Below are 13,373 nucleotides of genomic sequence, written 5' to 3'. Positions count from 1 at the left end.
CATTGACGAATAAATCAAGCGCCAGCCAATAGTAGCGTTTGGCCGATTTTTAGCGGCTTGTCCTTCAGCTTGTTATCACGCTGAATCTGATCGACGGGAATGCCGGAGTGGTGACTAATGACGCTGAGCGTGTCGCCCTGTGCCACCACGTACTCAAGCTGCTGGCTGCCGCTACGCAGTGTCGCGAGCTGCTGCTTGAAGTGCTGTTCGGCGTTACTTGGAATTAACAGCGACTTGTCTACCCAATTGCCCACGTAAGCAGGGTTCAGGCGTTTGATCTCGTCCAGCGAAACTCCCGCTAGCTTTGCTGCGGATGCAATATCGAGCGAGTGATCCAGACTGACTTCCACCACCGACGGAGCATCGTCGATATGGGGCAGCTCGATACCGTAGCGTTCAGGATTGGAAACGATGGTCGCCAATGCCAGCAGCTTGGGCACATAGTTACGCGTTTCCTGCGGTAGGCGGGTTTTCCAGAAATCCTTGGTACCGCTTTCCACACGAGCCAGATTCACTCGCCCGGGGCCCGCGTTGTAAGCTGCTAACGTGGACTCCCAATCACCGTGATACCACTGGCGATGGAGCAATTCCAGATAGTCGAGCGCAGCCGCGGTGGAGGCTTTCACGTCCTGCCGCGCCGCATAGCCGAGCGTATTACGCAGCCCTAGATCGTCCGCCGTTGCTGAGGCCAACTGCCAGATGCCGGTGGGGCCTTTGGGGCTGCGCGCCAGCGGGTTGTAGCCGCTTTCAACGAAGGGTAGCAGCGCTAATTCGCCGGGAAGATCACGCTTTTCGACTTCACGAGCGACGTAGTGCATCCAGGGAGCGGCCTGGGTGGCATAGTCGGTGAACATGGCGGGATGAGCCTGATACCACGAGATCCACTGCTGTACGCGTGGATCGTCGCTGTGGTGATCGAGGGTAAAGTCGGCGGAGACGCGCTGCCATGCGGAATCGTAGGAGGTAGCGTCTTCGACGCTAACACCATAGAAACTGACATTGCCCTGTTCAGAGAGCACTAGCCAACTACCGACACCCAGGGTGAGCGTTATTATCCCCCCGGCCAGCATGCCCTTGCGTCGCTTGATGCGATTTTCAATTAAGCCTGTTAAAGACACAGCACATTACCTTGCGAATTTGCCGCATCGCCCGGTGATCCTTCCTGGATCCCGGCGACCGAGAAGTAAACGCATACATAGGCCTTGTGTAGAGCAATCTTCATTGACGGCCTTCAAGCGTTATCTTTCCAACTGCGCAAGAGCGCGAATGCCTCGGTTTCATCGGCAGGAGTTTGTCCAGAATGAGCTTCCAATGCCTGGACGACTGCGGAATTCTGATACCGCATGAACGGATTTACGCGCTGCTCGAGCTCAATGCTGCTGGGCAACGACGGACGCTGCTGCTGACGGAGCTGCTCTACGCGCTCGATGTCAGCGGCAATGTCTGAGTTGTCAGGTTCGACCTGACGAGCAAATTCAAGATTCGCCTGCGTGTACTCGTGGGCTCCATAGACCAACGTATTGCCAGGGAGTTCCGCGAGCCGCGCGAAGTTTGCTTGCATCTGCGCGGCGCTGCCTTCGAATAAGCGCCCGCAGCCCGCATGAAACAGCGTATCGCCACAAAACAGCAGCGGTGTGGCGGTGTCTACTAGATAGACGATGTGATCGAGCGTGTGCCCCGGGGTTTCCCAGATATGGGTGGTAATACCAAAGAGCTCAATTGTGTCGCCTTCACGCAGCGGACGATCGACGCTAACGCTTTTGCAGTGGGCGGGAGCGCTTACGCGAGCGCCATAGCGCTCGACCAGTTCAGCCACGCCGCCCGTATGGTCATGATGATGATGAGTGATGAGAATATCGGTCAACTGATAGGCGCTGCCTTCATCGCTTTCAAGCCACTCGATGACCGGCGCCGCTTCGCCGGGATCGACCGCAATGACCTCGTGCTGTCCCGCGCGCCGGATCAACCAAATATAGTTATCCGAGAATGCGTTGAGTGCAGATACCTGCAGCTCCGCCGACGCTTTGGATGAATGGGACATGCAAAACTCCTGACAAATCTGGTGTAGCAACGCTTTAGCCAAGCCGCCCGTCAAACAGCGATTTACTGTATAGTCGATGCATTGAAAGAAGCAGGCGAACAACAGTAATTACGACGTTTAGCGAGCGCGAAAATGAGTGACGTCTGAAAAATTGAAAACACACCAATTAGCGTAATGTGCCAATGGCGTTGATCGGCTGGAAGCCACTCGGTTGCCCCTGATGACGCGTTGCATAGGGCGTTGGCTCAATGTGAGCTACAAAGTATAACACAAAGTGTGGAGATGTTATCCATGTGTGCAGCGGGCACCAATGGAGTGGCTTCATCGGCCCGATTACTCCAACAAGCACGTGCCTTTTGGCAGGGTGAGCGCGGCAAGGCGATGTGGCAATGTCAGCGTGCCTGCGTGGGGCCGCTTATCGACGTAGTGCGGGGCCAGCACGGGCTCGAGTTTACTGCGGCCGCGCCGCTGCTGCCGCTTAGCCGTCTGCGGCATCAGGTGCAATGGGTGCCCAGCGCCAGCTATGCCGAATCCGCCTCTTCACTGCTCTGCGACCCCGCTCAACTGCCGTTGCCCGACGAATCGATGTCGTTGGTGGTTATTCATCATTTGCTGGATATTTTGCACGAGCCTCACCATTTGCTGAGTGAAGCTGCGCGCGTTACCGATGATAACGGCAAACTGATCATTCTTGGCTGGCATCCAATGGGGCCGGGGCGGTTGAGCCGCATCGGGCCGAGCCGCCATAAGCGTTTTCCCCATCAGCTCAAGTGGCACTCAACGTCGCAATTACGTGATTGGCTGGCGTTTGTTGATTTCGAGATTGAGCGGGTAGACTACTGCGCTTATTCAGTGTCGCGCTATCGGCCGCGTTGGGAATCCTGCTGGCGCCGCTACAATGTGCCGTTTGCCCATGGTTATGTTGTTACTGCCAAGCGGCGTCTTGAGCGGGTTATCCCGGTGGGGCGGCGGCGTTGGCCGCCGCTGGCGCTGCCTGCTCGCCATGCGGGATTAAGCGCGTGCCGCAATAAGCTGCCAACAAACTCCCGGCGCTGATCGTGAGCAATCGCCGCGAGCGTGCCGGTAACCAGGTTGGAACGCTACCTGTACTGCCACGCGCCTTTATAATGTACCGCTTTGATGAATCATTCTGATCGAGTTGCCCATGTCTTCTGAAGCATCCGCACCACTCCCGACCGTGACGCTCTACACCGATGGCGGCTGTCGCGGCAATCCAGGCCCGGGCGGGTGGGGAGCGGTGTTGCAAAGCGGACCGCACGAAAAAGAGCTGAAAGGCGGCGAGCAGCAGACCACCAATAATCGCATGGAGCTAACGGCCGCGATTATGGGACTGCGTGCGTTAACGCGGCGTTGCGACGTGGCGCTTTATACCGATTCCGAATATGTCAGAAACGGCATTACCAAGTGGATTCACAACTGGCGTCGGCGGGGCTGGAAAACGGCCTCCAAGGCACCCGTGAAAAACGCGGAGCTGTGGCAGCAATTGCTGGTCGAAACCGAACGCCACCAGGTGGCCTGGCATTGGGTCAAGGGCCACGCAGGGCATCCCGGCAACGAGCGCGCAGATGCGCTTGCCAATCTCGCCATGGACGACATCATGGGCAAATAGCGCTGCCAATAGCGATCGCGGCCGCCCGCGCAGGCAAGCAGCGATTACATGCAGCGCTATCGACGACTTTTCCATAACGGGCGGTCAGGAGTACATGCAGCCTTTATGAATACTGCACATAACGAACGTCAGATTGTTCTGGATACCGAGACCACGGGTCTTGAAACCAGTGAAGGGCACCGCCTGATCGAAATTGGCGGGGTAGAGGTGATCAATCGCCGCCTCACGGGTCGCCACTATCATCAGTACATCAATCCCGAGCGCGCGATTGATCCTGAAGCGATGGAAATTCACGGCATTACCGACGAGCGCGTCGCCGAGGAGCCGGTATTCGCTCAGGTAGCCGATGAGTTCTGGGAATTCATCAAGGGCGCGGAGCTCGTCATCCATAATGCCTCGTTCGACGTGGGCTTCATCGATCACGAATTCAAGCTGCTCAATCAAGTTCGTCGTGAGCCAGTGCTGGGCCCGGTAGCGGCTGGCTGCGGCGTGCTCGATACGCTGGCGTTAGCGCGTGAGATGCATCCTGGGCAGCGCAATAATCTGGATGCGTTGTGCAAGCGCTACGGTATCGATAACGGCCATCGAACGCTGCACGGCGCCCTGTTGGATGCTGAAATTCTGGCCGAGGTCTATCTGGCGATGACCGGCGGCCAAACGGCGCTTTCGTTGGGTGGCGACAGCACTGCCAATGGCCAGCAGAAGGGCGGTCCTGCGGGTCGCCGTGCGGTTGCGATAGACCCCTCACTGCTGCGCGTGGTGAGCCCTAGCGCTGAGGAGCTGGAAGCTCATCAGGCCAAGCTTGAGCAGTTGCGTGGCAAGGCCGGCGGCGAATGCCTGTGGGATAAGCTGAATGGTTGATCAGCCACGGCTTGAACGCACACTCAAGCACGCTCGCCATCTGGAAAAAGCCCGTCATATTCGGGTGGATGCAGCGGGGGGCATTGTCGCGGGTGAGGTCGACGGCATTCTCGGCGAACTGCGCTATCCATTACCCCACGCCATCGCGTTAGGGCAGTGGCGGGGCGAACCAGTGCTGCTATCGCTGGATGAAGCCACTCACCCTGAGTGGCCTAGCGGCCGCGAGTGGCTGAATCAGCTTCCAGAGTATGCTTTTGAGCTGATTTCGACCGCGCTTCAGGTCAGTCACTGGCGTCGCGACCACCGCTTCTGCGGCCGCTGTGGCAAGCCAACCCAGCAGCATCGCAATGAATTGGCGATGGTGTGCAGCAACTGTCGGCTGCGTGCCTATCCCCGCCAATCGCCGTGCATCATTACCCTGGTTAGTCACGGCAGGCAGCTGCTGCTGGCGCGTAGCCCGCGCTTCAAGCAGGGGCGCTTTAGCACCCTGGCGGGCTTCATCGAGCCGGGCGAATCCGCCGAACAGGCGCTGCGCCGCGAGGTAATGGAAGAAGTGGGGGTAGAAATAGGACGAGTGCGTTATTTCAAGAGCCAGTCATGGCCGTTTCCGCATTCGTTCATGCTGGCATTCTTCGCCGAAGCCGTCAGTCGCGATATTCATATCGACGGCGTCGAGATCGAAGCGGCCGACTGGTTCGAACCGGAACAGCTGCCCGCGTTGCCCGCCGTCGGGGCGATTTCCCGTCAGTTGATCGACACCTTCGTCAACGGCATTGCGATACAAGACTAACGTCATCACGGTTTACCAAGGTTCGAGTTTTCAAGGAGAACGTCATGCTCGAATGGCTCTATCATTTTGGGCTTTTTGTCGCCGAAGCGGCCATCATTGTGGTGGCGATCGGCATTGTTATTGGCATGATCGCGCGCCAGAAAGCGCAGCGCGGCGAACGTGAAGCCACGCTGGTGATACGCGATCGCGGCGAGCACTTTCGTCAGCGTCAGCAGCGTTTGGCATTGGCACGTCTTTCTCCTGCTCAGGCAGGCAAGGCGCAGAAGTTATTGGGCAAGGAAGAGAAGAAGAAAGCCAAACAGCAGAAGAAACAGCCGCCCGAAGACCAAAAGGCGGTTTGGGTTGTCGACTTCAACGGTGATATGCGCGCCAGTGCAACACCCGAGCTAAGCGAGCAGATCAGCGCTCTTTTGCTAGCGGCCAAAGCCGGTGATGAGGTGGTCGTGCGGCTCGAATCCGGCGGCGGTCTAGTGCACGCCTACGGGCTTGCTTCTTCCCAGCTTGACCGTTTGCGCAACGCCGAGCTCAAGCTCACCGTGTGCGTCGATAAGGTAGCGGCAAGCGGCGGCTACATGATGGCGTGCTGCGCCGATCATTTGGTCGCAGCCCCCTTCGCCGTTGTCGGTTCGATTGGCGTGGTGGCACAGATTCCCAATGTGCATCGCCTGCTGAAGAAAAACGACGTCGATGTGGAAGTACTAACGGCGGGTAAGCACAAGCGCACCTTGACCATGCTGGGCGAAAATACCGAAGAGGGCCGTGACAAGTTCCTTGAGGATTTGGCAGATACCCATGGGCTGTTCAAGCGGTTCGTTAGCGACCGTCGCCCTCAACTTGCCATCGACGACATTGCCACGGGTGACACCTGGTACGGCAGCGAAGCCGTTAGCAATGGGCTGATCGACGAAGTGGGCACTAGCGAAGACTATCTTCAGCGGGCGGCCCAGCACGCCAAGGTGCTGGAAATTTCCCTGAAGAAACCGCGCAGCCTGGCGCAGCGTCTTGGCAAGCAATCAAGCGCGGCCGTTGAGCGCGGCGTTGATCGCGCGTTCGAACGGCTGGCACGCTTGAGCTGGGAGAAACACTAATGGGGGCGGCGGTTGATTCGAAAGCGACAGCGGCTAGCGATGCTGGCGGGCTGCGCCGATGAACCTTGCCCTCGAACACTCACGCCAGCGCGGCAGGGCGTTGGCGGTACTGGTCATACTGCACACGCTGATTATTTGCGTAAGTAACTACCTGGTTCAGCTTCCCATTCAGATCGCCGGTTTTCACACCACCTGGGGGGCGTTCAGTTTCCCGCTTATTTTTGTGACTACCGATCTGACCGTGCGGCTAATGGGCAAACGTTCGGCGCGCAAACTGATTGCGCAGGTAATGCTGCCAGCACTGGTTCTTTCCTACGTTATCTCGGTAGTGTGGCAGCAAGGTGAGTACCGCGGCGTTGCGGCTCTGCTGGAATGGAATACCTTCGTTGCGCGCATTGCATTGGCCAGCTTCTCTGCTTACGTACTCGGGCAGCTATTGGATATTCAGGTGTTTGATCGCCTGCGACGGCTGCCGCAGTGGTGGATTGCTCCCACCGCCTCGACCATTTTCGGGATGCTGATTGATACGCTGGCGTTTTTTGCGGTGGCCTTTTATCGCGGCCCGGATCCCTTTATGGCGGCTCACTGGCTGGAAATTGGCATCGTCGATTACGTGATCAAGCTGATTATTGGGCTGTTGCTGTTTGTGCCGTTGTACGGCGCACTGCTGAACCTGCTGCTGCGGGCGCTGGGGCGTTTGGATAATAGCTCTCAGCAACAACAAGGCTAACTCTGTGAAGGCGGCACCAGGCGAGTCGAGATAATTGGCCAGCCAGTGTGAGGAAGTGGGCATTACCGCATTAGTTCGGTGATGCCTTTTTTACAGGCAGTCAGTCACTTCTTTTTTCACCCGATGGCAAGTTTGATCAGCTTTCCCTCTAGGGTTAGCATTGTTCCGTTTGAAGGAGGACGGCCTCCCCCAATTCTGGGAAGTAACGATCAGGACGACCTGGCTCCGTTATATTCCGGAGAGGCCAATGCCTTGGATCTATCTTTTCATTGCCGGTGCACTCGAGATCTTGTGGGCTTACTCGATGAAGCTCTCGCGTGGCTTCAGCCTGCTTATTCCATCAACCATAACGATTTTAGCAGTGGTGGCCAGCTTCTGGTTGCTGTCTATTGCCATGCGTACTATCCCGCTCGGTACGGCTTACACGATCTGGACAGGGATAGGCGCGATAGGTGCTTTTGTTATCGGAATTGTATTTTTGGCTGAGCCGGTTAATACGGCAAGAATCATTGCAGCACTGCTGATTATTTCAGGACTGCTGCTGATGAAGCTGTCCAGCACCTGACATAGGGAGCTTAATGGTGGGGGCGTTAAATCTTCATTACATCGAGCAGGGCACGCCGAGCGATCACGAGCGACCGCTGGTGATTCTGCATGGGCTGCTCGGTAGCGCTGATAATTGGCGCAGCGCGCTCAAGGCCTTTGGTCGCGACCGCCGTGTGATGGCGCTCGACTTGCGCAACCACGGTGCTTCGCCGCACGCGCAAGACGTCGGCTATGAAGCGCTGGCAGAAGATGTGGTCGCTACCCTGGCATCCTTGAACATTCAGCGCTTCGACCTGCTGGGACACTCGATGGGCGGCAAGACCGCAATGCTGCTGGCGCAGCGCTATCCGCAGTGTGTGGCACGCTTGATCGTGGTCGATATTGCACCGGTTGCCTATCAGCATGGTCACCGTCGGGAGTTCGAGGCGATGCAGGCAGTGGCGAGCGTCGCCATCGAAAGCCGGCAGCAGGCCGACGAGATTATGCAGCGCCATATTGATGACCTGGCAACGCGCCAGTTCCTCGCGACCAACCTGAAACGCGATGGCGATAGCGGCCAGTTACGCTGGCGAGTTGGGCTTAACGAACTCATCGATGGCTATGCCGAGATTGCCGCTGCGCCGGAGGCGGGCGGTAATGCCGAGGTGCCGACGCTGCTGATTCGTGGGCGCGACTCAGACTATGTTTCGCCGCAGGGTGTTGAGGCAATGCGTGCGCTGTTCCCAAAACTGGAAGTTGTTGCGCTGAACACCGGACACTGGGTGCACGCGCAGGACTTCAAGGCGTTCAAAGCGACCGTGGATCAGTTTCTGGAAGGCGCCTGACCCAGGCAGGCAATCGCCGAGAAGGGCGTCGCTCGCGCAGGATGAGTCAAGCGATAAGGTGTTAGTGGGCAGGCGTTAATGGCGTTCGCTAGCAATAGCGGCTGGATGCGGCCCTCTTATTGAGGGCCGTATGGCTACTTGCCTTTCAGGAAGCGCTTCATGGCGGCAACGGTTTCGTCGCTGCAGTGATGCTCGATTCCTTCAGAGTCGGCGCGGGCGGTTTCCTCTGGTACGCCAAACTGTCGCAGCACTTCCAGCACGACTTCATGACGAGCGGCTACCTTTTCGGCCAGCGTTTCGCCTTCTTCGGTTAGGAAGATACCCCGATAAGGGCGTGCGTTGACCAGGCCGTCGCGCTTGAGCTTGCTAACAACCTTGGAAACAGCCGCAGGACTGACACCAAAGCGCTCGGCGAGGTCGCTAGCGCGCGCTTCCCCGAGCTGATGATGCAGATGGGCAATTTCCTCTACATAGTCTTCGACCAACTCGCGCTGGTGATCTTGGCGAACGCGGTCAAAGTGTTCGTGGTGAGGAAGCGATTCCATGAGGTTAGCAATTCTCTTCAATCATAAAGTGATGAAACTACCACAAGGACCTGTTCTTCGATAGGCAACGGGCCTAATCTGCGCAATAACATCAAATTTTCCATGGCAGGTGGGCCACTGGCTGTATCGCTGTTGGTTCACCACCACACCCGCACAGGATCCTTTGTCGTAATGACAGCACCTTCGTCGACACCCAGCAAAACCCGCACCAGCTTCTACCGCAGGCTATATGTTGCTTGGCTGATTGAGCAAGCGGTGGCCAGCGTGCCCGCCATTACGTCACATAGCGGCATGCCGCGTCGTACGGCTCAGGACACGATCAGTGCGCTGCACGAGCTGGATATCGAGTGCCGCTTCCAACAAACCGAGGGCGGACGTCAGAACCAGGGAACTTACGTGATAGAGAACTGGGGCGCGATTAATCGAGACTGGGTTCAGCAGCACATCAAGCAGATTGCCGCGCTGTTGGGCTATCCGCTACCAACATCACCCTAACGCATTCCCCAGCCGACGATGCAAACGGTGACACAGCAGTGCACCCAGTGCAGCAACGACCGCGGCCACCAAGTAGATCGAGCGATAGCCAGCGCCGTCGATTACCAGCCCCAGCAGCGGGCTTGATAGCGCAATGCCGAGATCCTGAAACAGTGAGAAGCTGCCAATCGCCAGCGCTCGATTGGCTGGGCCCGCACGCTCGACCGCCAAAGTGCCCAGCGCCGGGAAGATCAGCGAGAAGCCAGCACCGCATAGGGCCGCCCCGAGCATGGCGGCAAGCGGCGAATAGAACAGCACGATCAGTGCCATGCCTACCGCTTCCACAATCAACGAGACCAGCGTGACGGTGAAACCGCCGTAGCGATTGATCTGGTCGGAACCGAAAATTCTTACACCAATAAAGAATAGCCCGAACAGCAGCAGCGCAACAGGTGTTCCAGCCCAGCTATTGGCGGCAAACGCCAGTGCCATGAATGACCACACCGCAGAAAATCCTACCGAGCCGGTAATCAGCACATTACCGAACGGCAGCACCTGCTTAAACACCTCACGAAATCCTGAAGGAGCAGCGTTCTCATGCCGCTCAGGGCGCACGGGCGAATAGGTCTTGCACAAACACCAGCACGCCAGCGGCATTGCTAGCGATAGCAAACCGATAGTGGTCAGCCCGCCGAAAGCGCCCGGTAGGTGATACAGCATCAGCCCCACTGCAGCGCCAACAGCGATACCGCCATAAGAGCACACGCCATTCCAGGAGATCGCAAACGGCGTGTTGATAGCGCCGAGTCGATGAATGTTCCACGCAATAACGCCGGTGGTTCCCCAGCTCTCTGCCCAGCCCAGCGCCAGTCGTGATATTGCTAACACCGCCAATGCCAGCCAAGGAGCGGCACTGAAAACATCGGCAATAAACAAAAGCGCTCCTGATATCCCCGCCACCAGCAAGCCTCGTAACACCGACGTTCGAGGGCCGCGTCGATCAATACGGCGACCGGCGGAAGGTCGCGACGCGAAGGTCGCGATGTATTGCAGCGATACTGCAAACCCCGCAATTACGGCGCCGAACTTCAATTCGTGACTGACAAAGAGTGGGATCGCTGCCATGGGCAGCCCGATGTTGAGATAAAGCGCCAGATTAAAGATCAACACCGGGAATATGCGAGTAAAGGATGTTGCCTGAGTCAGTCGTTGCGAGGATTGCACCTTCGAGCTCCCGTGGTCGTCACGCTGTTGTGATTATGCCGGCAGCATATAACGTGACGCTGGTCAGGGGAAAACCCAACGCGAACGCGAAGCTGCTAAACCAGCCCTGAGGTTTGGCTGCCAAGCATCGATGGAGGATGAGCAAGGTTCATCTGTTGCAGGGTGTTCAAGCGCTCCCCGATAGCGGCTGAAACCTGCGCCGCAGCGCTAGTTCAGGGGCTTTTTCTGGCCGCACTGAGCTCAGTTTCGGTGAATCCATCTTCCCGTAGGCGAAGCCGTTAGCGCCATTGTGCGACGAAGTTTCGCCATATACCTGCTACGACACGCCATTAGTTTTAGAAACTAAAGTCCAGTTGTTAGTATTGATCACAAAGTCACAGAATTAATCAAATAAGTTGTTACTTTTTGATCGTCAACGATGTCGGTATGGGAGCGCGATGCAATGTCTCAGCCAAATTATCGGGTATTAGTCGTGGGCTTAGGTTCCATGGGGGCCGGAGTCGCCCAGTCTTGCGTGGCAGCTGGCCTTGATACCTATGGCCTCGATCTTGATCAGCAGCGCTGCGAGGCGTTAAAGGCGGCGGGAGCCGTTAGTGCGGGTCCCAAGATAAACGATGAAGCTGCCGCACAGCTCGATGCGGTGGTGATGCTGTTGGTGAACGCCGACCAGTGCCGTGCGGTGCTGTTTGGGGAAGGTGGATTAGCGGAGCGGCTCGCCGCTGGCGCCGCGGTAATGCTGTCGTCGACCATGGCAGCCGACGATGCGATGAGCATTGCGGCACAGCTTGAGCAGCGCGGCCTACGCGTACTGGATGCGCCGGTATCTGGCGGGGCAGTCAAGGCGGCAAGCGGCGATCTTTCCATCATGGCGGCGGGGCAGGCTCAGGTATTCGAGCAGCTTGCGCCGGTGCTAAACGCAGTCGCGGCTCACGTCCATCGCGTCGGCGACACCATTGGGCAGGGCGCTACGGTGAAGATTATCCACCAACTGCTGGCCGGGGTGCACATCGCGGCAGCGGCGGAAGCGATGGCTCTTGCTAGCCGCGCAAAGGTGTCGATGGAGGCGCTGTATCAAGTCGTCACCAGTTCAGCGGGCAATAGCTGGATGTTTGAAAATCGCATGCGTCATGTCCTTGACGGTGATTACACACCCCATTCGGCGGTAAATATCTTCGTCAAGGATTTGGGCCTGGTGAATGAAACCGGGCTAGGTCTGCGCTTTCCGCTGCCGCTGGCCAGTACCGCCTATGCGATGTTCGCCAATGCCGCTAATGCGGGCTTTGGTGAAGAAGACGACGCTGCCGTGATCAAGACCTTCGCTGGTATCTCGCTGCCCACCAAGGGAGGCGAGTCATCATGTATCTAGGGGTTATTGCCGACGACTTCACCGGAGCGACTGATGTTGCTGGCTTTCTGGTGAGTAACGGGTTGCGCACGCTACAGCTCAATGGCGTGCCCGATTCGCCTATCGAGGTCGACACCGACGCTGTCGTTATCAGTCTGAAAAGCCGCTCCTGTGCCGCTGAGTCTGCCATCAAGCAAAGCCTCGCGGCACTGAAGTGGCTGCAAGGCAACGGCTGTCAGCGCTTTTTCTTCAAGTATTGCTCTACCTTCGACAGTACCGCCGCCGGCAATATCGGGCCGGTCACCGATGCGCTGCTCGACGCGCTGGATGAGTCATTTACGGTGGTGTGTCCCGCACTGCCGGTCAACGGTCGCACTACCTATCAGGGCTATCTATTCGTTAACGGCGTGCCGCTTAATGAGTCGGGCATGCGCCATCATCCGGTGACGCCGATGACGGACGCCAATCTGATGCGGGTAATGGAAGCTCAGGCGCAAGGCACGGCAGGCAATGTCGCGGTAGCGCAGGTCGAGCAGGGCGTTGACGCGGTACGCGACCAGTTCGCCACGCTCCGTCAGCGGGGCAACCGCTATGCGGTATTGGATGCCCTGAACGATCAGCATTTGCAGGTGTTGGGCAAGGCGGTTGAGGGCCTCAAGCTGGTTACCGGCGGCTCTGGGCTTGCCGATGGCATGACGCGCCATTGGCAGGGGCGGTCTAACGCCGCACAGGCCGGTGCCCCAAGCGATGGCAGAACAGCCGTGCTGGCAGGCTCATGCTCCGAAATGACCAACCGACAGGTAGACGCGTATCGGCGTCAAGCGCCTGCGTTGGCAATCGCGCCCGAGCGCGCGATAGCGGGTGAGCTAGCGGACTACGTCACCGAGTTGGTCGACTGGTTCGCGATACAGCCCAATGCACCATATGCGCCGCTGATCTACGCCACCATGCCTCCTGCAGAGCTACAGCAGATACAAGCGCGCTACGGTGCCCAGCATGCCAGCGAGCGCATCGAGGCGCTGTTCAGTGCCTTGGCGGTAGCGCTATCCGATGCTGGTGTCAGCCGCTTTATTGTCGCGGGCGGTGAAACCTCAGGAGCGGTCACTCAGGCGCTCGGTATCGATGGCTTCATTATCGGGCCGCAAATAGCGCCCGGGGTGCCATGGGTCAAAGCGCTCGACCATAGTAAATCGCTCGCGCTGAAATCGGGAAATTTCGGCGCGGATACCTTCTTTTTCGATGCGCAGCGCATCGCCAATCAGGGAACGGATTGAT

Annotated in this window: 15 protein-coding genes; 11 read left to right on the top strand and 4 right to left on the bottom strand. The window is 57.8% G+C overall.

The window, feature by feature from the left end; translation table 11 throughout:
• Positions 1-14 precede the first annotated feature (14 nt).
• Entirely contained in the window at positions 15-1,118 is a 1,104-nt protein-coding gene (locus R84865_RS00960; protein ID WP_435637051.1) for a transglycosylase SLT domain-containing protein, read from the bottom strand.
• Positions 1,119-1,231: 113 nt separating this feature from the next.
• Positions 1,232-2,041 carry a hydroxyacylglutathione hydrolase gene (gene gloB / locus R84865_RS00955; protein WP_435638597.1) on the bottom strand — a complete coding sequence of 270 codons (810 nt, stop codon included), beginning with the start codon at positions 2,039-2,041 and terminating at the stop codon, positions 1,232-1,234.
• Between the two features lie 291 nt (positions 2,042-2,332).
• On the opposite strand from gloB, the gene R84865_RS00950 reads away from it, so the two are divergent.
• The 8 genes from R84865_RS00950 (at position 2,333) to R84865_RS00915 (ending at position 8,510) form a co-directional block, all read left to right on the top strand.
• Positions 2,333-3,097: a methyltransferase domain-containing protein gene (locus R84865_RS00950; protein WP_435638596.1), complete on the top strand. Its 765-nt coding sequence runs from the start codon at positions 2,333-2,335 to the stop codon at positions 3,095-3,097.
• Positions 3,098-3,206: 109 nt separating this feature from the next.
• Positions 3,207-3,671 carry a ribonuclease HI gene (gene rnhA, locus R84865_RS00945; RefSeq protein ID WP_435637054.1) on the top strand — a complete coding sequence of 155 codons (465 nt, stop codon included), beginning with the start codon at positions 3,207-3,209 and terminating at the stop codon, positions 3,669-3,671.
• A 105-nt stretch (positions 3,672-3,776) separates the two neighbouring features.
• Entirely contained in the window at positions 3,777-4,532 is a 756-nt protein-coding gene (gene dnaQ, locus R84865_RS00940; RefSeq protein ID WP_435637055.1) for a DNA polymerase III subunit epsilon, read from the top strand.
• Positions 4,525-5,322 (top strand): NAD(+) diphosphatase, encoded by a 798-nt coding sequence (gene nudC / locus R84865_RS00935; protein ID WP_435638595.1) that lies wholly within the window; start codon positions 4,525-4,527, stop codon positions 5,320-5,322. Before dnaQ ends, nudC begins: the two co-directional genes overlap by 8 nt.
• A gap of 44 nt (positions 5,323-5,366) precedes the next feature.
• Positions 5,367-6,410 (top strand): protease SohB, encoded by a 1,044-nt coding sequence (gene sohB / locus R84865_RS00930; RefSeq protein ID WP_435638594.1) that lies wholly within the window; start codon positions 5,367-5,369, stop codon positions 6,408-6,410.
• A 58-nt stretch (positions 6,411-6,468) separates the two neighbouring features.
• On the top strand, positions 6,469-7,140 hold the full coding sequence (locus R84865_RS00925) for a 7-cyano-7-deazaguanine/7-aminomethyl-7-deazaguanine transporter (protein WP_435631574.1): 672 nt from the start codon (positions 6,469-6,471) through the stop codon (positions 7,138-7,140).
• 247 nt (positions 7,141-7,387) lie between these two features.
• Complete coding sequence (locus R84865_RS00920) at positions 7,388-7,705, top strand: DMT family transporter (protein WP_435638593.1); 318 nt, start codon at positions 7,388-7,390, stop codon at positions 7,703-7,705.
• A gap of 13 nt (positions 7,706-7,718) precedes the next feature.
• The gene (locus tag R84865_RS00915) at positions 7,719-8,510 is read left to right on the top strand and encodes an alpha/beta fold hydrolase (protein ID WP_435638592.1); all 792 of its coding nucleotides are present in this window, start codon (positions 7,719-7,721) and stop codon (positions 8,508-8,510) included.
• Positions 8,511-8,644: 134 nt separating this feature from the next.
• Here R84865_RS00915 and mntR read toward each other — a convergent pair whose 3' ends face one another.
• Positions 8,645-9,055 (bottom strand): manganese-binding transcriptional regulator MntR, encoded by a 411-nt coding sequence (gene mntR, locus R84865_RS00910; protein WP_435631571.1) that lies wholly within the window; start codon positions 9,053-9,055, stop codon positions 8,645-8,647.
• A 171-nt stretch (positions 9,056-9,226) separates the two neighbouring features.
• On the opposite strand from mntR, the gene R84865_RS00905 reads away from it, so the two are divergent.
• Positions 9,227-9,550 (top strand): winged helix-turn-helix domain-containing protein, encoded by a 324-nt coding sequence (locus tag R84865_RS00905; RefSeq protein WP_435637060.1) that lies wholly within the window; start codon positions 9,227-9,229, stop codon positions 9,548-9,550.
• On the opposite strand, the gene R84865_RS00900 is transcribed toward R84865_RS00905, so the two are convergent.
• The gene (locus R84865_RS00900; protein WP_435638591.1) at positions 9,542-10,753 is read right to left on the bottom strand and encodes an MFS transporter; all 1,212 of its coding nucleotides are present in this window, start codon (positions 10,751-10,753) and stop codon (positions 9,542-9,544) included. The genes R84865_RS00905 and R84865_RS00900 overlap by 9 nt on opposite strands.
• A gap of 442 nt (positions 10,754-11,195) precedes the next feature.
• Between R84865_RS00900 and ltnD the strand changes: the two genes are divergently transcribed.
• Both ltnD and otnK read left to right on the top strand, forming a co-directional pair.
• The gene (gene ltnD, locus R84865_RS00895) at positions 11,196-12,119 is read left to right on the top strand and encodes an L-threonate dehydrogenase (protein WP_435637062.1); all 924 of its coding nucleotides are present in this window, start codon (positions 11,196-11,198) and stop codon (positions 12,117-12,119) included.
• Entirely contained in the window at positions 12,110-13,372 is a 1,263-nt protein-coding gene (gene otnK / locus R84865_RS00890) for a 3-oxo-tetronate kinase (protein ID WP_435638590.1), read from the top strand. Before ltnD ends, otnK begins: the two co-directional genes overlap by 10 nt.
• Position 13,373 lies beyond the last annotated feature (1 nt).

The sequence above is a fragment of the Carnimonas bestiolae genome, assembly GCF_051251145.1.
Lineage (GTDB): Bacteria > Pseudomonadota > Gammaproteobacteria > Pseudomonadales > Halomonadaceae > Carnimonas > Carnimonas bestiolae.
The sequence above is the reverse complement of the archived record's forward strand: the minus strand, read 5'-3'. Positions and strand labels throughout refer to the sequence as shown.